We start from the raw sequence: 17,746 nt of genomic DNA, 5'->3' as shown, positions 1-17,746 counted from the left end.
ATCAAAAGATTATCTTGTGATAAATAAAAGCCACTTTTCAGATAAATGAAAAGTGGCTTTTGTTTGCTATGAATAGCTATTTAGGACTAACTTTCTCGTTTCGACTGTAACTGAACTTGCGTGATCAGCTTCTTATTTGAGTCGAACATTTCGGTCAGATAATCATTGTAACTTGAACCTAATTCTGAATAGCCTTTCAAGTCGGTGATTAACTGGCGTGGATCGAGTTGCTGTTGCGTCATTCTTTGCTGTGCTCTTGATGAGCGCAGTGAATTATAGGCGCGGTGCGTATTGAGATTACGCATATAAGCAATCACTGAGCCTTCAATATCCGGGTAGGCTGCATAGCCTTTGGTTTTCCCAGGGACATTATTGCAAGACCGGTTACCACATCGCATACCGAATAAGTTATTGTTTTGCTGTGCCAATTTTGATGTTCCCCAACCTGATTCTGTTGCGGCTTGCGTTGCGACAAAATGAGTCGGAATAATATCAACGCGAGTCAGTAACGAATCCCAATTCACTTTTTTGGGGCTGGTACATGTTACGCCATAGTATTGACAGATTTCACGCAGTTTTTTCAAATCTGCGCTGCCCCAGTGTTGGGCTTTACGTTGAGCGGTTAACCACTCACGATCTCTCAATATCTTATTATTAATGTTATCAATAATAGGAACTATGACATTTAAAAACGCTTTCTTACGCTGAGTTCCCGAGGGATATTTTTTCAAATCTGGCAACGAGGTTGTCGTGCTTTTGAATGTATCCGCCTGCAGCATTCGGGAACTGCCGGTACTGGTAGAGGCAAAACTCACACCAGTAAAGAGTAGTGAAATCAAGAAAGCGAAGACGGCACTTGTCCTCATCAATTGAGAGGGCATTGCTTCTCCTCGTTTAACTGGATAAAAATCGAACGAATACTAGCAAATTACTTTTTCTATAGCTACAAAATATCGCCTTACATTAGGATAACTACGAGTGCATTGTTAATAAAATGTATCTTATTTACTGGAACGCCTCGTTTTATAATCGCTTTTTTCTTTTAACAAAAAATGTGATTTTTGATTATTGTTCAGTTATTCTTATATAAATTAATGCTGTTTAACTCAAATTTATCATAATTTAGCGTTTTTAATATGTCAATTTTGTTCAATGTTTAGTCATTTTTTGTTGTTTTTGGTCGAGTTTTTTGATCAATTTGGCGAGCTTTTTCTGCTAAATCAGCAAAATCCGCTTCTTTCCAATAAGTTTTAGGGACGGGTAAATTTGCCATCTGTTTAGTAGGCCAAAGCTGAAATTCTGCTAATTGTTTTAAAGAATAGCCTGCGTAAACATCGGGTAATGTCAGGTAATGAGGTGGAGTTGTCTCCCCAAAAGGCAATACCGGATAGCGTTTATCAGCAAGATGATAATCACGCTTTAATACTAAAAATTTATCGGGTACCCGCTCTTGGCTATTCCACCATTGACCATCAATTAAATCAAACCACTGCTGGGTGACTTGACGAGGTTGCGCCTCTAGTTGAGCGAGTGCTGAGGGAATAATACGCTGCATTGATTGGTTATAGTGCTCAAGGTTTGTGGCATCACCATTGAGGATCAGGGTAAGTGATAAGCGCGCCCCCATTAGGTTAGAGTAGAGATCTTCTGGTGAGAATGCGGAGATCCCTTCTGAAAATCCCGCCACAGAGCGATAACCGTACCACTGTGCAATCTCATGCCATACGGCAAGGCGATAAGCTAAACGCGCGGCAAGATAAGCACTTAAGGTATAACGTTGTCGATCACTACTAGGAGGAGTAAAGCGGTTAAAGTGAATTTTACGCTGTGCTAATTCGTCACTGAGTGTTAGCGTCCACTCTTGGCCTAATTTGGGATAGATATGGCTAAAGAGATAATAAGTATAATCTGCGGTATCACGAATATGGGCGATATCAAGAAAGCCCCCTTTATGTGAATAGACTATGCCCGACTTTTCACTGCCTATGCCTAATACTGCGGCAGTTCCCAGCCAAAAGTTATCGTTATAGCGATGATCACCTAAAGTAGAAGCTTCAACAATATTATCGATACGATAAAAGGGGATAGGTATTCCCCATGCTTTGACTTTTAAATTATAGCCAAAAGCACAGCAAGGCCTTAATCCATTAGGTGCATCAAGTGCGGGGGGCGTTTGCCAAACTTGTGAGGCTTCTTCTTGAGTTTCACTTTCCAGATGAGCGGCAATGGTTTCAGACACAGATGAGGTAGTGCATCCTGAAATGACCAATATGAAGATGATATTAAAAACAGCCAAACGCGTTAACATCAAAATGCCTCACCCACTTGGAAATAAAATCCCGTGCTCTTTTTACCGATACCAAAATCGAGGCGTACATTCATGCGTGGTTTAAATTCAAAACGATAACCAATACCAACACTGGGTAGCCAATGTCCTTTACCGAGATCACGTGCTTGATTACTCAATGTGCCACCTCCGGCCCATAATGCAATACCATGACGCCAACTAAGTTTTTGCCGATACTCTATCTGACTAGAAAAGACATGATTATCTTGATAACGCCCTTCATAATAGCCACGCATCTGATGGCCGTTACTTAATTTAGACAGTTGCGTCCATGGTACATCTCCTGAGGTAAAGCGAGCATAGCTATCAAAGGCGAGTACCGCATCTTCGGTTAATGGATAATAATAGTTGTACTGCATTTGGGTTGCATTAAAACGGTTATTACTACCGGTATCCGATGAATAATGAGTATAGCTAATATCAAAGGCTTGGCCTTGGCGAGCGTTAGGCAAAAAATCGCGACTGTCGTAGGTAAAGCGCACACTTAATCCTGAACTGGTAGAGCGTAATGGCAAATGACGTTTGCTCATATAGGCTTTAAACTCATCATCAGGTGCTGCTGCTTGTAAGTTAGCGTAATCCCAACCTAAGCCAATATAGGTGTTTTTGGTAATTTGACGTAGCAATGTCGGCGTTAAATGTAGCTCTTGTGAACGATATTGTGCAAAGTTCTTTTTAACTCGTCCTTCATGATAGCCTTGTCCCCAAAAGTTGGTCGGCACATTATTTAATGCCCCAGTAAGGTAAAAGCGCCATGTATCATCAGCAAGGTAAGTATAGTTACTAAAAGTCATACCAAAAGCCCCGGTTGATGAACCAAAGCCACTTAATGACAGTGATGAAATTTTACTGTCGGGACGACTATCTGCTTGATAAAGCCCAACAACGGCGATCCCAAGCCCCAACTCTAATTCAGGGGTATAGAAAGGCCCGGGTAAAACGCCCCAGTCGATGGTTTTACTGCGATCAAAACTATTGCTCCCTCCTAGTTGATTTAACCATTGGTCGATTTGTTGTCTATCAGGAAAGAGTTGGGCATTCGCTGTGTGTGAAATAAATAGGCTGGCAAAGGCCAGCCCATAAATAAAAGATGTTTTAACCATTAAAAACGGAACTCACCAGAAACAAAGAAACTATTACGATTATTAAAGCCCACTTCGGTGATCACATTAAAGTTACGGGTGACTTCTAAACGAGCCCCTACCGTTTGGTTCCATTTATGAGCAAGATGTTGTTCAACGTCGAATTTAATATTGCCACCAAATGAATTAACCATATCTTCAAAGTTAGCTGGTAAGCTTAATTTACTTACGTCACCTTTGAAGCGTTGGGTAATATCTTGATACATGGCACCTGTCCACACTTGTAGCTTGGTATTACCTTGGCCGGTGATTAAAGGTTGAAAAACAAATTCATAGCCAACACGAGGTGAAATGACTAAGGCTTTAATATCCCCATCAAGAATATCAAGACTTGTTTTGGTATAGTTTAAATCAAAAGTACCAAAAAATTGGTTATAACCACCCGCTAAAGTAAAACCAGCACCATAGGTTTTTCCTTCAAAATCTAAATTAAATATTTCATTTTTAGCAACAGGGATAACCAAAGGGCCGATTTGAACATTAACATTTTTTAAGACTGAACGAGATGTACCTTTTGTTTTACCATATAAGCCATAAACATTGAAAAAAGGCAAAACCCAACTATCTAATTTGAGCATATGAGTTTCACTCTTTTCACGTGTATGTCCAACATCAATTTTGACTATATCACTAAGTTGGGGTAGTGCTGGTGATGAAAAACCAATTTTATCCACAATAATATCTTGACGTAGATTCATATAGCTATAGCTTGCACCAAATGGCTCTGGTAAATCATAACCACGGGCGCGAGCTTCATCACCCCAAATAGGTAATACGCGCGATTGGCTTGCAGGAGTACGGGTATCTAACGAACCTTCGCTATTTAACGCAGTGCCGCCAGATTGGCTTACACTTAAAGAGAGCAGAGGGCGATCGCTATCCGCATAAGAAAAGCCAGTAGCAAGAAGAGAGGCAGCAAACACTACCTTATTAAAATGAGAAAAGTTCATATATAACCCACAAAAATAAAAAAATAACCAAATAGTAAGTAAAAGAGTAGCGCGAAATTTTAGTCTTTTTCTTATATATGGTCACCAGCTATAAGTGCTAATTGCAGATAAAAATGCTTAACAATATGTATTATCACGGTATTATCTAAGTGTTTTTAACTAATAATCATCTTTATCTTCATTTATTCTTAATAAAAGCAGATGATTTTATGGTGATAAATAACGGGGTTTACCAAGCGTGTTTGTACTATTTTTGTACAGTTATTGATAAGTTAAGATTAATTGGTCGCATTGATAAGTAACTGCGATAAGATATGCAGGATACTGAACTGGAGTGCAATAACACTAAGGAGTTGCGATGACTTATGATGAATTATACCAATACGCTATATTTATGTTGTCGCGTCGTGATTATGGCACCACTGAGCTGAAACGCCGTTTAGCACGTAGGATCAACGAAGTCGATAAAGCTAAACAGAGCACAACCGATGAAAGATGCTTAGAGCAAGTGATCGAGCGATTATTAGAAGGCCAATATCTGGATGATAATCGCACGGTATATGCTTTTTTTCGTCGTTATTTAAGTAAATCTTATGGCCCGCTGCGTATTCGCCAAGAGTTACAGCAAAAAGGCTTTCCCAGTGAAATTATTGCACGGGTACTAGAAGAAACAGAAACTGATTGGTATGCACTCTGCCAAGATCTTAAAGAGAAAAAATTTGGTACAGGTAAACCCAAAGATTTTAAAGAGAGAGCCAAACAAATTCGCTATCTCCAATATCGAGGGTTTACTTCTGATTATATCAATGCGTTATTTTAATTGATTAACGAAGTGCCATGGCATATTTATCATCAAACTAATTTTTATAAAGAATAGTTAATTTAAGTGAAATGTTAATTTAAAACTATTCTTTAATAATAAACTTATTTTATATACTCTTGTTTATATTTTTATTATTTCAATAGTTAATCATCATCTAATAAATATTAAATGACTGTTTTAGTCTCCTTTTAATATTAAATTAAATGACGATATTGCTCACAGATTTTAATAAATATATATTTAATTATCTATTTTTGACTAATATCTAATGTGATTGACATAATCATTATATTTTAAAAAATTTAATTATTATTGAGGATTTATTATGAAGAAAAATAAACTTATGCTATTTACTGCAACATTATTATTATCATCTGCAGGTATTATTTCAACAGCATCAGCTGAGGTGACATTAAAGCATGGCTATATTGATAGTCCACCCAGCAGAGCTTTTCTTTGTTCATCCAAAGGGGGGAATTTAAATAAAAATTGTGGTCCGATACAGTATGAACCGCAATCCATTGAAGGGGATAAAGGATTCCCTAAAGGTGGTCCTGCAGATGGTGAAATTGCCAGTGGTGGAAAGGCAACTTTTTCTGCTTTAAATGCACAAAGTGCAGATCGCTGGCATAAAGTGGCAATGAAAAGTGGCGAAAATACTTTTAAGTGGACATTAACTGCAAAACATAGCACTGAATCATGGCGCTTCTTTATTACAAAACCAGGGTGGGATGTTAATAAACCATTGACCCGTGCTGATTTTGATTTAACACCTTTTTGCCAACGAAATGATAATGGGAAAATACCCACAGAAACCGTAACATTAAATTGTAATATACCAGAACGTTCTGGTTATCAAATTATTTTAGGTGTTTGGGATATTGCTGATACGGGTAATGCTTTTTATCAAGTTATTGATGCTGAATTTAAAAAATAACTCGCTATATTTTATTTAAATAATTATTTTAGTCATGCTATTAATCTTAATACTATTAAGATCGAGGCTATACTTAATAGCAAAAAATTATATTAATGATAAGGATTAAATAAATATAACGGTTATTTTTTGTTTAATTGTTAGCGCCGTGAAAATGGCGCTATTTTCATCTGTTCTACTAGAAATTCTTCGCTCACAATGCTACTTTCTAATCTATACCTATAATTATTTAGCTTAAAACCAACATCATTGAGGCGCGATTATGGAAATCTATTTAGATACCGCAGATATTGAAGAAGTGAGAAAACTTTCACAAGTGCTTCCTATTGCTGGTGTCACTACCAATCCTTCTATTATTGCTCAATCAGCGCAGCCCATTGAAACGCTATTACCTGAATTAAAAGCCGCTATGGGCGGTAAGGGGCGGATATTTGCGCAGGTAATTGCCCGTGATATCGATACCATGATTGAAGAAGCATTGCGCATTGGTAATATTGCCGATAATACTGTGATTAAAATTCCCGTCACTGAAGCTGGCTTGGTTGCTATTAAACAATTAAAGCAAAAAAATATGTTGGTATTGGGGACTGCTATTTACAGTGTGTCTCAAGGGTTGATGGCGGCGTTAGCAGGGGCTGATTATATCGCTCCTTATGTGCATCGTATGGATAGACAAGGCTCTGATGGTGTGAGAGTAGTAAGAGAGTTGCAAACGCTGATTTCCATGCATAATTTACCCACTAAAATACTGGCAGCTAGTTTTAAAACACCACGCCAAGTGGTTGATTGTCTGTTGTCTGGCGCTTCGGCTGTAACACTTCCGATAGAGCTTGCCTACTCTATTATCCGTTCACCCGTAGTCGATGATGCGATTAATAAATTTACTGATGATTGGTCATTAGCCTTTAATCGCCAATCATTGTAATGATTTTATTGTGTTTGTTATTTGGCGCTATTTAATGTTAATGGCGCCAATAAAATAATAATCATAGGTAAAATAAATATTATTCTTATTCAATTTTTCTGTCTATATTAAATAAAAACTCTACTGATGAATTAGACTATTTAAAAAGAATAGAATGCTGAGCATTGTACTATATTGTAGAAATATTATCTGATTAAATTGCGCAATAATAATTTATTATATCGATTTGTGTTTTTAAAGTAAGATTATTCTCTGCTAAATTATCGTATACGCGGACAAGGTGTAATTTAATCAATTATTGATTTATATCTAACAATAAGTTGCCTTTGTGGTAATCTAAAAATAAATCTATTACTATAATCTTAGCATTTTAATGGATTAATAATATAATATTTTTATGCTATTTTGTTGTTTATAAACACTTTTACCATGTTCTTTTATTCTTTTTGTCCGTTCTTACTGTAAACTCAGTAAGTTGATTTTATTTATTTTTATTAGTGTTATTTTATATTTAATAACAACAAAATAAATTGTAATTAATGTGTTAATTAAAGAGTTTGGTTGTTAATGATATACAAAATATTATTTATTTTTAAATAACTAACTGAATGAATTAACAGGGAAAGCCGATACTCCGCGGTTAAATAAAATTAACATATAGTTATTATCTTTATTTAGAGATAAATAAACTTTGATTTGTAATATTGTTGGAGTAAATATGTGTGAAGAAGACATAAATAAACCACTCTATTTGTTAATTGCAGACTGGGTTCAAGAGCAACAACGCTGGGTGAGTGCGAAAGAGATCGCTAAAAATTTTGATATCCCCCAATGTAATGCGATTAATATCGTTTCTTATATTCTTTCTGATGTAAAAGAGATTGAGTGTGAAACCAAAAGCGTTCCTAATCAATTGGAAGGAAGAGGGTGCCAATGCCAACGGATGATCAAAGTCAGTCATATTGATCCTGCTCTTTACTCTCGTTTAAAAGGTCATACGCAAAGTAAAAGTCGTTTAAGCGCCCCAGAGAAATTAGCCGCTATGATCCCTCATGGGCTGAATCACCAACAAAAATGGCAATGGATGTTGTCAAAATCACAACGGCGTTAATTGATAGCCGAGTGTTAAAATAAAGCAATACGACAGGCGTTTGTTGTGCCTGTCGCTGTTGGCTTATTGACCTTTAGGTTTTACCTCTGTCGTGCCCCTTAAACGAGGACGATTAGCTTCAGGGGCTGTTAATGGTGTCGTTTCTACTAAGCTTTGACGACAACGAACAGTGAGATCTTGATATTCACGAGTATTCATACGTTTCCACTGCATATCTTGGTCGCTAATATCACGTACATGTTTTGCTGGGCTTCCCATTAACATTTGTCGCGCCTGTCCTTGAAAGCCCGCTTTCACAAAGCTCATGGCGGCAACAATACTTTCCTCACCAATGACCGCACCATCCATAATCACGCTATTCATACCGACTAGGCTATCACGACCGATAATACAACTGTGAAGAATAGCACCATGACCAATATGACCATTTTCTTGCACAATGGTATCCATATCCGTATAACCATGCATAACACAGCCATCTTGAAGATTTGCACTTGCTTCAACAATTAAACGGCCATAATCACCCCGTAATGAAGCCAAAGGGCCAATATAAACACCAGCACCAATAATGACATCGCCAATTAGTACTGCTGATGGGTGAATGTAAGCTGTTGGATGAACAACAGGAATAACACCTTCAAATGCATAGATACTCATCAGTTTTCCTCTTAGTTGTATTATCAATTCAAGTGATAATTACCGTCCTTTCCATTCAGGTGAGCGTTTTTCGGCAAAGGCTAGCGGGCCTTCGAGTGCATCTTCTGAATGTAAAACACGTGGGTAATATTTTAGAACACCACTGCGCATTAATTTGTAGCCTTCTTCAATCGAAAGCTCGCTAGTGGCACGGTAGATCTCTTTTAATGCAGCGACTGCAAGTGGCGCACTGTTGGCGATTTGATCGGCTAATTCACGGGCGCTATCCATCAGTTCAGTCGTACTGACAACGCGGTTAGCAATGCCCCAGCGTAGCGCCTCTTGTGCATTCATACGACGGCCAGTCATGAGCATTTCATTGACAATTGCGGGAGGTAAGCGTTTAGGTAAACGTAAAACACCGCCACTGTCAGGGACAATACCTAATTGTGCTTCTGGCAAGGCAAAAGAAGCATTGTCTGAACAAATTATCATGTCGGCTGCCAGTGCTAATTCAAAGCCACCCCCAAAAGCATAGCCGTTAATGGCAGCAATGACAGGTTTATTAAGATCAAATAATTCCGTTAAGCCCGCAAAGCCACCAGCACCAAAGTCTGCATCAGGGGCTTCTCCTTCAGCTGCGGCTTTCAAATCCCAGCCGGCACAAAAGAATCGTTCACCAGCACCTGTAATAATGGCAACGCGTAAACTAGGATCATCACGAAAACGCATAAATACCTCACCCATTTCATGACTGGTTTTGGCATCAATTGCATTGGCTTTCGGTCTATCTAATATAATTTCAAGCACTGAACCACGTGTTGTTAGATGTAATGATTGGCTCATGTCATATTCCTTTTTCAATAAAAATAAGCAGTTATAATTAACTGTCACGAAAACCCACTTATGGCCTATTTCAAATGCTTTTTGATCACTTTGCCTGAGCAATTACGTGGTAACCCCTGTTTAAACTCAACGGCGGAAGGCACTTTAAATTTCGCCATATTCTGTTCACAAAAGGCGAAAAAGGCTTCTTCACTTAACGTTTCACCGTCAACCAGTACCACAAAGGCTTTAATGGCTTCATCGCGAATATCATCAGGTACACCAATTACTGCTACATCTTGGATTTTAGGATGTGATGCGATGATATTTTCAATTTCAATACAAGAGACGTTTTCACCACCGCGTTTGATCATGTTGCAACTGCGATCAACAAAATAGAAAAAGCCTTCGTCATCTTGATAACCATAGTCACCCGTGTGTAACCAACCATCAGGCTCTAGCGCTTTTTCTGTTGCATCGGGGCGATTGTAATACTCTTTAAATAAGGTTTTTCCCGGTTCACCTTTGACGCAGATCTCACCGACTACACCGTTAGGAACTTGCTGATTTTGTTTGTCACGAATTTGCGCTTGATAACAAAATCCCGGTCTACCAATAGATGGCCAGCGGCGTTTATCGCCAGGTCTGTCACCGATTAAGCCAACAATGGTTTCTGTCATGCCGTAAGAGGTGAGTAATCGCACATTAAAGCGTTCAATAAAGGCATCTTTCTCTTCATCTGCAAGATTGAGGTAAAACATCACTTCGCGCAGTTTATGTTGCTTTTCATCTGGTGAGATTGGTTGTGCCATTAAGGTGCGCATCATCATGGGTATGCATTCTGTTACCGTTGCTTGGTATTTGAGAATTTGCTTCCAGAAGGCTCTTGCACTGTATTTTTCTAGTAGTACAAATGTGGCACCGACAGAAAAAGCAGGAAGTGATGCGGTACACTGACAATCGATATGAAAAGCAGGCATGACTGTAAGATAGATATCATCTTCCCGTAAGGCGTTCTGCCATGAGGAGTAGTAGCCAGCAAAACGTAAATTATAATGCGTAATAACTACTCCTTTGGGTTGTGAAGTAGTTCCTGAGGTAAAAAGGATTTCAGCCGTGTCATCCACACTTAATGGGGTGTGATGATTAAGCGTAACGGGATGCTTGGCTTTTTCACTTAAAAAATCAACAACCCCTTTTTCAGTAGGGAGACCGTTTTCTGTTATTAAAAACAGTTGCGTTAAAGGAGAGTGCTTATCGTGCAACATCGGTTGGTAAATTGGAGAGAAATTATCACTTGTTACCACAAAGTGTGCTTGGCAATGGTTAATGATCCAAGCACTCTCTTCATACATAAAGCGGGCATTAATGGGCACCATAACAGCGCCAATTTTTGCCAGTCCAAACCAGCAAAAGAAAAATTCTGGGCAGTTATCAAGATGTAAGGCAACATGGTCGCCTTTTTTTATACCACAGGCATGAAAAAGATTTGCGGCTCTGTTGATCTCTTCATTTAATTCACTGTAGCTAAATTGTCTGACTTTCCCTTGTGCAGATTCAAAAATTAGCGCTGTTTTTTTATCATAAACTTCAGCTAAATCATCCCACATTTGCCGTAAGTGTTGTCTGCCAATCACATCCATTAAACTGTTATCCCATGCTTTTGCCGTAAGCTCAGGTATTGTGGGATAGTGCCACTTGTACCTGAGTCTAACGGTATTTACTCTACGATTTTAGCTAGCCCTTTATCGACTAGCTCCCTAATTTGTTCGTCGCTATAACCGATATTTTTCAAAATCGCATTGGTATCCATGCCGTGAGCAGGCATACCACGCCAGATTTTTCCTGGATTATTTTTGAATTTCGGCATGATATTTGGTCCTTTACAGGTTTCACCACTCATCGTTTTCCATTGAGTAATTGACTCTCGAGCCACGTATTGTGGATTGCCTTCTAATTCAGGAATGGTTAACACTTTTGCACTGGCAATATTGAGTTCAGATAGGCGTTTTAGTACGGCGATAATCGGCTGGTTGGCTAGCCATTCATCTAATTTATCTTCAAAGAGTTGACCATGAGGGCAATTAATACGGTGGATCAGTTGTGTCCCTTTGGGGACTTCAGGAGTACCTAATAGATGAGCAAGACCAATATCTTTAAAAATTTCTTCAATTTGAGTGATGCCGACCACTTCCATCACGATATAACCATCTTGGCAACGGTATAAGCCACAGCCGGCATAGTATGGATCTTTGCCTTTGGTCATTCGTGGACAGATTTCTCCGCCATTAAAATAGTCCATCATGAAGTATTGCCCCATTCGCAACATCACTTCATACATTGCAATATCAATACTTTCCCCTTTGCCCGTTTGTTGCACTTTGTACAGTGCCGCTAATGCTGAGGTGGTTGCCGTCATACCAGAGAAATAGTCAGCGGTATAAGGAAAGGCGGGCATAGGTTGGTCTTTATCGCCGTTTTGAATGAGATAGCCACTAAATGCTTGAGCAATAGTGTTGTAGGCTGGAAGGTTGGTATATTGCGGATCGCCATATTGACCAAAGCCGGATAAGTGCGCGATAACCAATTTAGGGTTATGCTCCCATAAAACCTCATCGGTAATACCGCGACGGGCAAAGGCAGGACCTTTGCTGGCTTCGATAAAAATATCCGTGGTTTCCATTAATTTTAGGAAAGCATCACGGCCTTCGTCTTTGAAAATATTTAACGATAACGCATGTAGATTGCGACGGGAAAGCTGTGGATAATGAGGTTGAACACGAATGGTATCCGCCCATGCAACGTTTTCAATCCAAATGACCTCCGCCCCCCACTCTGCAAACATCTGTCCTGCAAATGGCCCGGCAATCTCAATACCTGAAAACACCACACGAACTCCAGCTAGTGGACCAAATTGTGGCATGGGTAAATGTTCTGTCATAATGTCACCTCGTCAGTGGACTGTTTGAACACTCCCTCACTCGATGTTAAGAGAGTGCTCTGCGATTAATTAACGATACTGTTTCAGTACAGCGCGTCCTAATGTCAGGATCTGCATTTCATCAGAGCCACCAGATACACGGTCAACGCGTAGATCACGCCAAAAACGTGCAATACGGTGTTCACCTGCGATCCCCACACCACCCAGCACTTGCATCGCACTATCAACCACTTCAAAGGCTGCATTCGCACAGAAGTATTTACACATTGCAGCATCACCGGAGGTAATTAAGCCATTGTCACTTTTCCATGCAGTTTCATATAACATGTTGCGCATTGAATTGAGTTTGATCGCCATATGGGCGAATTTTTCTTGAATAAGTTGGAAGCGACCGATAGTCTCACCAAATTGAACCCGTTGGTTGGCGTAGCGCGCCGCATCTTCAAACGCACACATTGCGGTACCATAGTTAGTCAGTGCCACTAAGAAACGCTCATGATCAAACTCTTCTTTCACACGGTTAAAGCCGTTACCTTCGCGACCAAACATATCTTTTTCTTCAAGTTCAACGTTGTCGAAGGTGATTTCACAGCAGCTATCCATACGTAAACCCAGTTTTTCTAACTTAGTGACTTTAATGCCGGGTTTACTCATATCGACAAACCATTCGGTAAAGATGGGTTTATCAGGGGAAGCCGCATCACGACTCATCACGACGATATAAGGGGTATAAGCACTACTGGTGATAAAGCATTTGCTACCGTTGAGGTAAACTTTGCCATTTTTACGGGTATAAGTGGTTTGTAAGCTGCCCACATCAGAACCGGCCCCCGGTTCAGTGATCGCTGAGTTCCACATCTGTTTGCCTGTACCACGAAACGCCATGATTTTGTCGATTTGTTCTTGAGTCCCTTCACGCAATACGGTGTTAAATCCCCCCGGTAATTGATAGAGCACATAGGTTGGCGCACCTAAACGACCTAATTCCATCCAAATTGCGGCAACAGTAACAAATCCGGCATTTAAGCCACCGTGCTCTTCAGGGATAAGCAGATTGTCAATTTCCATATCCGCTAAGGCCTTAACAAAACGCTCTGGGTATTTACTTTCGCGATCACACTGTGCGAAATAAGCTTCCCAGTTTTCACTGGCCATTAATTCGCGGACACCGTCAACAAACAGTTCCTGCTCATCATTCAATCTAAAATCCATGTTAATAACCTCTTAATGTGTCATTTTTTGCGTATAGGGAGATCAATCTTTCCAGTGCACTTTGGCATCTTTTATAAAGGACAAGGTGACCATGATATTGACGAAAAATAGTGGGCATCCTCCGGCAATAATGGCGGTTTGGATCGGTTTTAAGCCGCCTAATGCTAGTAAAATAATGCCGATAATACCGACTAATACAGACCAGCCGATGCGTACCAATAATGGTGGTTCAGCCCCTTCTTTCATGGAGCGACAAGTTGACATTGCTAGTGTGTAAGAGCAGGCATTGATTAAAGTGACGGTGGCGATAAAGCAGAGAATAAAGAAGCCCCACATGGTTGCTGTACTGAGGGGTAAAGCGGCCCATGTTTCGATAATGGCGCGTGGCACACCATATTGATCAATCAGTTGCGGAATATTAAGGATATTTTGGTCAATCAGTTGTAAAGTGTTACCCCCCAGAATAGTCCAAATCAGCCAAGTTCCTGCGGTTAAACCTGATACCATTCCTAAACATAATTCACGAACAGTACGACCTTTAGAGATACGCGCTAAGAAGATACTCATTTGAATGGCGTAAATAACCCACCAAGCCCAATAGAAGACAGTCCAAGCTTGAGGAAAACCCCCTTTACCAATAGGATCGGTGTAAAACAACATACGTGGCATATACATCAGCAATGTACCCACAGAATCTGTGAAGTAATTGACAATAAAGCTGGCACCACCCACGATAAATACCCAACCTAACATTAAGAAGCTCAGGTAAGTACGCACATCACTGGCGATTTTTACCCCTTTTTGTAGACCAAATGCCACACAAATAGCGTTGAGTAAGATCCAGCAAGAGATAATAATGGCATCTAATTGTAGAGTGTGAGGAATACCAAATAAGTATTGAATACATTCAGTAACCAAAGGCGTTGCAAGCCCAAGGCTGGTGCCCATTGCTAGGATCAAAGCGACTAAATAGAAATTGTCGACGACAGTACCAAATAAACCATTAACGTGTTTTTCACCCACTAATGGCGTTAAAGTGCTACTTGGGCGGATCACTTCCATTTTGCGTACAAAAAAGAAGTAAGCGAAGGCGACAGACAGGAAACTATAGGTTGCCCAAGGTAGCGGGCCCCAGTGGAATAAGCTGTAAGCTAACCCTATCTCTTTGGCTGGCGCGGAGTAACCTTCCATACCGAAAGGAGGACTTGAAATGTAGTAGTATATTTCAATTGAGCCCCAAAACAGTACAGCCGCTGATGTACAAGAAGCAAACATCATAAAGATCCAGCTTGCCGTACTAAATTCTGGTTTCTCATCGCCCAGGCGTTTTTTGGCATAACGTCCAAAAACCAACCAGAACCAGCCCCCGAACATGATCACCATATACCATTCGAAGGCCCAACCCCAGACATTGGTAACATAGCTGAACACGGCATTGATCACTTCATTTGAAGCGTCAAGATCGCGTACCGTTAACCAGCATAAAATACCAACAATGATTAATGGCGGAAAAAAAACCTTCGGTTCTATTCCTGCCTTTTTATTATCTTTGCTCATAGGTAAATTTTCCAAATATATTTAGCGCAGAAGTTTAATAAGTGTTAATTCCTAATTTCGAATAAACTCTTTTAGTTAGATCCTATATATTCCATTAATTGGTTTTTATCATAATCAAAAAACAAGCCGATTGGCTAATTTATAAAATCATTAATGAAGAAGAATAATGGATATTATTAATGTTTCATTCTGTTATTCACTTCACACTATTCTTTTTGTCGATTTTATGTTACGTTTTATAACCTTTTATTTTCATCTTAATTAATTGATAAATAAGGATATGTTTAGGTTTGTAATAAATGTGTTATATTCGCTCTTTCAATATTGTTGATCTTTGTGGCAATATTGAATATTAAATAACTCATTTCTTATTATGTTCAATATTGTTGATCCAGATAACAATATTGAAAGTTAATCACTTTAATTAAATTTAATTTCAATATTGGTGATGTATTTAGCAATATTGAACGCTATCCATCTCTTATTTAATAATCTTCAATATTGGTGATCTAGATTTAATTTATTAATCATTTAATTGTGCTAATTGTATATTACATTGCCAGAGTAAATGACATATTTATTAATTTCAGGAGATGTAATGAAGATTATTACATGTTACAAGAGTGTTCCCGATGAACAGGATATTGTGGTCAATAATGCCGATGGTTCACTCGATTTTTCGCGCGCCAATAACAAAATTAGCCAATATGATTTAAATGCGATTGAAGCGGCAAATCAGTTAAAAACACAACTTGATGGTATTCAAATCACGGCAATGAGCGTAGGTGGTAACGCGCTGACTAACGCTAAAGCACGTAAAGATGTGTTATCTCGTGGTGCTGATGATCTCGTGGTGGTGGTTGATGAGCAATTGGAAGCTTCTCTTCCTTATCAAACGGCGACAGTGCTTGCGGCAGCTGCAACTAAGCAGGGGTACGATCTTATCTTATGTGGTGATGGCTCGGCAGATCTAAGTTCCCAACAAGTGAGTTTGCTGGTGGGGGAGATCTTGAATATTCCTGCCATTAATGGGGTTAATAAAATTGTTTCTATTACAACTGATTCCATCACCGTTGAACGCGAATTAGAAAACGAAATTGAAACGCTTACTATCACCTTACCTGCGGTGATTGCCGTTTCTACCGATATCAACTCTCCGCAAATTCCATCCATGAAAGCCATTTTAGGTGCCGCTAAAAAGCCGGTTCAACAATGGAGTGTGGCCGATCTTGGTTTAGAGCCCATAACGCCACGTTCAGAGCAAACCGTGTTAGCACCGAAACAAAAAGTACGTCAGCGCATCATTATTGAAGGTGATGGCGACGATCAAATTGCTGAATTTGCAGAATATTTACGAAAAATTATTAAGTAATAGGGGGAGTTATGAGCCAGTTTTCAACTGTTTGGGTGTTGAGTGATGTACTTTCCCCTTTACCAGAATTAATGGGAGGTGCTTCTTCATTAGGTCAATCAATCAATGTCTTTACCTTTAATGATGAGCAAAGCATCGCTGCCTTTAAATTAGGGGCGACAGCGGTTTTCCAATTAGAAGGTAAACCTGATGATCGCATTATGGAAGATTATGCACAAAGTATCGTTGAAACCATTAAATCACATAGCGATGCCGGCTTGGTCTTACTGCCGAATACGCGTCGTGGCAAATTATTTGCCGCTCGTTTAGGTCACCGTTTAGCCGCGGTAGTATCAAATGATGCACAATCATTAAGTACCCAAAATGATGCATTAGTGGCAAAACATATGGTTTACGGTGGACTTGCCTTTGGTGATGAAACATTAACAACACCTTATTGTGTTGTTACCGCAAGCACTGGCGCTTTTGACGTTGCATCAGAAACACAGGCTACGGGTACGGCACAAAAAGTAGCATGGATTGCCCCTTCACAAAGCATTATTTGCCAGTCTATTCAGCCAAGAAAAATCAATGCCGTCGATCTGGATAAAGCTCGTTTTGTGGTCAGTGTTGGTCGAGGTATTGGCAGTAAAGAAAATATTGCTATTGCAGAAGAGTTAGCAAAAGAGATTGGGGCTGAAATCGCCTGCTCCCGCCCTGTGGCTGAAAATGAAAAATGGATGGAGCATGAGCGTTATGTTGGCATTTCTAACTTGATGCTTAAGCCAGATCTGTATTTGGCGGTAGGTATTTCAGGGCAAATCCAACATATGGTTGGTGCAAATGGATCACAAACCATTATGGCGATCAACAAAGATAAAAATGCACCTATCTTCCAATTTGCTGACTACGGCATTGTCGGTGATTTAATGAAGATTTTGCCTGCACTTACCCGTCAACTATCTAACTGATTTAGTCAGCAGAGAAGA

Annotated in this window: 16 protein-coding genes; 6 read left to right on the top strand and 10 right to left on the bottom strand. The window is 39.5% G+C overall.

The features are described 5' to 3' along the window. Positions 1–86: 86 nt before the first annotated feature. The 4 genes from AACQ49_RS06065 to AACQ49_RS06050 all read right to left on the bottom strand — a co-directional run bounded on the left by AACQ49_RS06065 (position 87) and on the right by AACQ49_RS06050 (position 4,439). Positions 87–881, bottom strand: a complete 795-nt coding sequence (locus AACQ49_RS06065) for a protein bax (RefSeq protein WP_004249225.1) — start codon at positions 879–881, stop codon at positions 87–89. A 275-nt stretch (positions 882–1,156) separates the two neighbouring features. Beyond that, positions 1,157–2,308 carry a DUF4056 domain-containing protein gene (locus AACQ49_RS06060; protein WP_161778936.1) on the bottom strand — a complete coding sequence of 384 codons (1,152 nt, stop codon included), beginning with the start codon at positions 2,306–2,308 and terminating at the stop codon, positions 1,157–1,159. Beyond that, a complete protein-coding gene (locus tag AACQ49_RS06055) occupies positions 2,308–3,450 on the bottom strand; it encodes a BamA/TamA family outer membrane protein (RefSeq protein WP_161778935.1) in 1,143 nt (380 codons plus the stop codon). The genes AACQ49_RS06060 and AACQ49_RS06055 overlap by 1 nt, the downstream gene beginning before the upstream one ends. Beyond that, complete coding sequence (locus AACQ49_RS06050) at positions 3,450–4,439, bottom strand: hypothetical protein (RefSeq protein WP_004249227.1); 990 nt, start codon at positions 4,437–4,439, stop codon at positions 3,450–3,452. Before AACQ49_RS06050 ends, AACQ49_RS06055 begins: the two co-directional genes overlap by 1 nt. 358 nt (positions 4,440–4,797) lie before the next feature. On the opposite strand from AACQ49_RS06050, the gene AACQ49_RS06045 reads away from it, so the two are divergent. From AACQ49_RS06045 to caiF, 4 genes are all read left to right on the top strand, one after another. After that, positions 4,798–5,259, top strand: coding sequence for a regulatory protein RecX (locus tag AACQ49_RS06045; protein WP_036919119.1), 462 nt, complete (start codon positions 4,798–4,800; stop codon positions 5,257–5,259). Positions 5,260–5,587: 328 nt separating this feature from the next. Beyond that, entirely contained in the window at positions 5,588–6,199 is a 612-nt protein-coding gene (locus tag AACQ49_RS06040; protein ID WP_017628514.1) for a lytic polysaccharide monooxygenase, read from the top strand. 262 nt (positions 6,200–6,461) lie between these two features. Next, positions 6,462–7,124 (top strand): fructose-6-phosphate aldolase, encoded by a 663-nt coding sequence (fsa, locus tag AACQ49_RS06035; protein WP_004250150.1) that lies wholly within the window; start codon positions 6,462–6,464, stop codon positions 7,122–7,124. Between the two features lie 718 nt (positions 7,125–7,842). Further along, positions 7,843–8,235, top strand: a complete 393-nt coding sequence (caiF, locus tag AACQ49_RS06030) for a carnitine metabolism transcriptional regulator CaiF (protein WP_004250151.1) — start codon at positions 7,843–7,845, stop codon at positions 8,233–8,235. 63 nt (positions 8,236–8,298) lie between these two features. Here the strand turns inward: caiF and caiE are convergent, their stop codons facing one another. The 6 genes from caiE to caiT form a co-directional block, all read right to left on the bottom strand. After that, positions 8,299–8,892 carry a carnitine operon protein CaiE gene (gene caiE / locus AACQ49_RS06025; RefSeq protein WP_161778934.1) on the bottom strand — a complete coding sequence of 198 codons (594 nt, stop codon included), beginning with the start codon at positions 8,890–8,892 and terminating at the stop codon, positions 8,299–8,301. 39 nt (positions 8,893–8,931) lie between these two features. Continuing rightward, positions 8,932–9,717 carry a crotonobetainyl-CoA hydratase gene (gene caiD / locus AACQ49_RS06020; protein ID WP_161778933.1) on the bottom strand — a complete coding sequence of 262 codons (786 nt, stop codon included), beginning with the start codon at positions 9,715–9,717 and terminating at the stop codon, positions 8,932–8,934. Positions 9,718–9,782: 65 nt separating this feature from the next. Beyond that, a complete protein-coding gene (gene caiC, locus AACQ49_RS06015; protein WP_151250755.1) occupies positions 9,783–11,339 on the bottom strand; it encodes a crotonobetaine/carnitine-CoA ligase in 1,557 nt (518 codons plus the stop codon). Between the two features lie 77 nt (positions 11,340–11,416). Beyond that, positions 11,417–12,637, bottom strand: a complete 1,221-nt coding sequence (gene caiB, locus AACQ49_RS06010) for an L-carnitine CoA-transferase (RefSeq protein ID WP_161778932.1) — start codon at positions 12,635–12,637, stop codon at positions 11,417–11,419. 69 nt (positions 12,638–12,706) lie between these two features. Further along, positions 12,707–13,849 (bottom strand): crotonobetainyl-CoA dehydrogenase, encoded by a 1,143-nt coding sequence (caiA, locus tag AACQ49_RS06005; protein WP_004245793.1) that lies wholly within the window; start codon positions 13,847–13,849, stop codon positions 12,707–12,709. A 42-nt stretch (positions 13,850–13,891) separates the two neighbouring features. Then, positions 13,892–15,406 carry an L-carnitine/gamma-butyrobetaine antiporter gene (caiT, locus tag AACQ49_RS06000; protein ID WP_004245792.1) on the bottom strand — a complete coding sequence of 505 codons (1,515 nt, stop codon included), beginning with the start codon at positions 15,404–15,406 and terminating at the stop codon, positions 13,892–13,894. 598 nt (positions 15,407–16,004) lie between these two features. On the opposite strand from caiT, the gene AACQ49_RS05995 reads away from it, so the two are divergent. Together AACQ49_RS05995 and AACQ49_RS05990 are read left to right on the top strand one after the other, a co-directional pair. Then, complete coding sequence (locus tag AACQ49_RS05995) at positions 16,005–16,778, top strand: electron transfer flavoprotein FixA (protein WP_004249233.1); 774 nt, start codon at positions 16,005–16,007, stop codon at positions 16,776–16,778. Positions 16,779–16,789: 11 nt separating this feature from the next. Continuing rightward, positions 16,790–17,728, top strand: a complete 939-nt coding sequence (locus AACQ49_RS05990; RefSeq protein WP_004249234.1) for an FAD-binding protein — start codon at positions 16,790–16,792, stop codon at positions 17,726–17,728. Positions 17,729–17,746: the final 18 nt, after the last annotated feature.

This window comes from Proteus sp. G2675, assembly GCF_963886535.1.
In the GTDB taxonomy this organism is placed as follows: domain Bacteria; phylum Pseudomonadota; class Gammaproteobacteria; order Enterobacterales; family Enterobacteriaceae; genus Proteus; species Proteus mirabilis.
Note: the sequence above shows the minus strand (reverse complement) of the source record. Positions and strands in the feature narration are given on the sequence as shown.

Excerpts from the sequence above, each read along its gene's own strand:
- AACQ49_RS06065 (WP_004249225.1), bottom strand. The coding sequence starts at position 881 with ATGCCCTCTCAATTGATGAGGACAAGTGCCGTCTTCGCTTTCTTGATT.
- AACQ49_RS06060 (WP_161778936.1), bottom strand. The coding sequence starts at position 2,308 with ATGTTAACGCGTTTGGCTGTTTTTAATATCATCTTCATATTGGTCATT.
- AACQ49_RS06055 (WP_161778935.1), bottom strand. The coding sequence starts at position 3,450 with ATGGTTAAAACATCTTTTATTTATGGGCTGGCCTTTGCCAGCCTATTT.
- AACQ49_RS06050 (WP_004249227.1), bottom strand. The coding sequence starts at position 4,439 with ATGAACTTTTCTCATTTTAATAAGGTAGTGTTTGCTGCCTCTCTTCTT.
- AACQ49_RS06045 (WP_036919119.1), top strand. The coding sequence starts at position 4,798 with ATGACTTATGATGAATTATACCAATACGCTATATTTATGTTGTCGCGT.
- AACQ49_RS06040 (WP_017628514.1), top strand. The coding sequence starts at position 5,588 with ATGAAGAAAAATAAACTTATGCTATTTACTGCAACATTATTATTATCA.
- fsa (WP_004250150.1), top strand. The coding sequence starts at position 6,462 with ATGGAAATCTATTTAGATACCGCAGATATTGAAGAAGTGAGAAAACTT.
- caiF (WP_004250151.1), top strand. The coding sequence starts at position 7,843 with ATGTGTGAAGAAGACATAAATAAACCACTCTATTTGTTAATTGCAGAC.
- caiE (WP_161778934.1), bottom strand. The coding sequence starts at position 8,892 with ATGAGTATCTATGCATTTGAAGGTGTTATTCCTGTTGTTCATCCAACA.
- caiD (WP_161778933.1), bottom strand. The coding sequence starts at position 9,717 with ATGAGCCAATCATTACATCTAACAACACGTGGTTCAGTGCTTGAAATT.
- caiC (WP_151250755.1), bottom strand. The coding sequence starts at position 11,339 with ATGGATGTGATTGGCAGACAACACTTACGGCAAATGTGGGATGATTTA.
- caiB (WP_161778932.1), bottom strand. The coding sequence starts at position 12,637 with ATGACAGAACATTTACCCATGCCACAATTTGGTCCACTAGCTGGAGTT.
- caiA (WP_004245793.1), bottom strand. The coding sequence starts at position 13,849 with ATGGATTTTAGATTGAATGATGAGCAGGAACTGTTTGTTGACGGTGTC.
- caiT (WP_004245792.1), bottom strand. The coding sequence starts at position 15,406 with ATGAGCAAAGATAATAAAAAGGCAGGAATAGAACCGAAGGTTTTTTTT.
- AACQ49_RS05995 (WP_004249233.1), top strand. The coding sequence starts at position 16,005 with ATGAAGATTATTACATGTTACAAGAGTGTTCCCGATGAACAGGATATT.
- AACQ49_RS05990 (WP_004249234.1), top strand. The coding sequence starts at position 16,790 with ATGAGCCAGTTTTCAACTGTTTGGGTGTTGAGTGATGTACTTTCCCCT.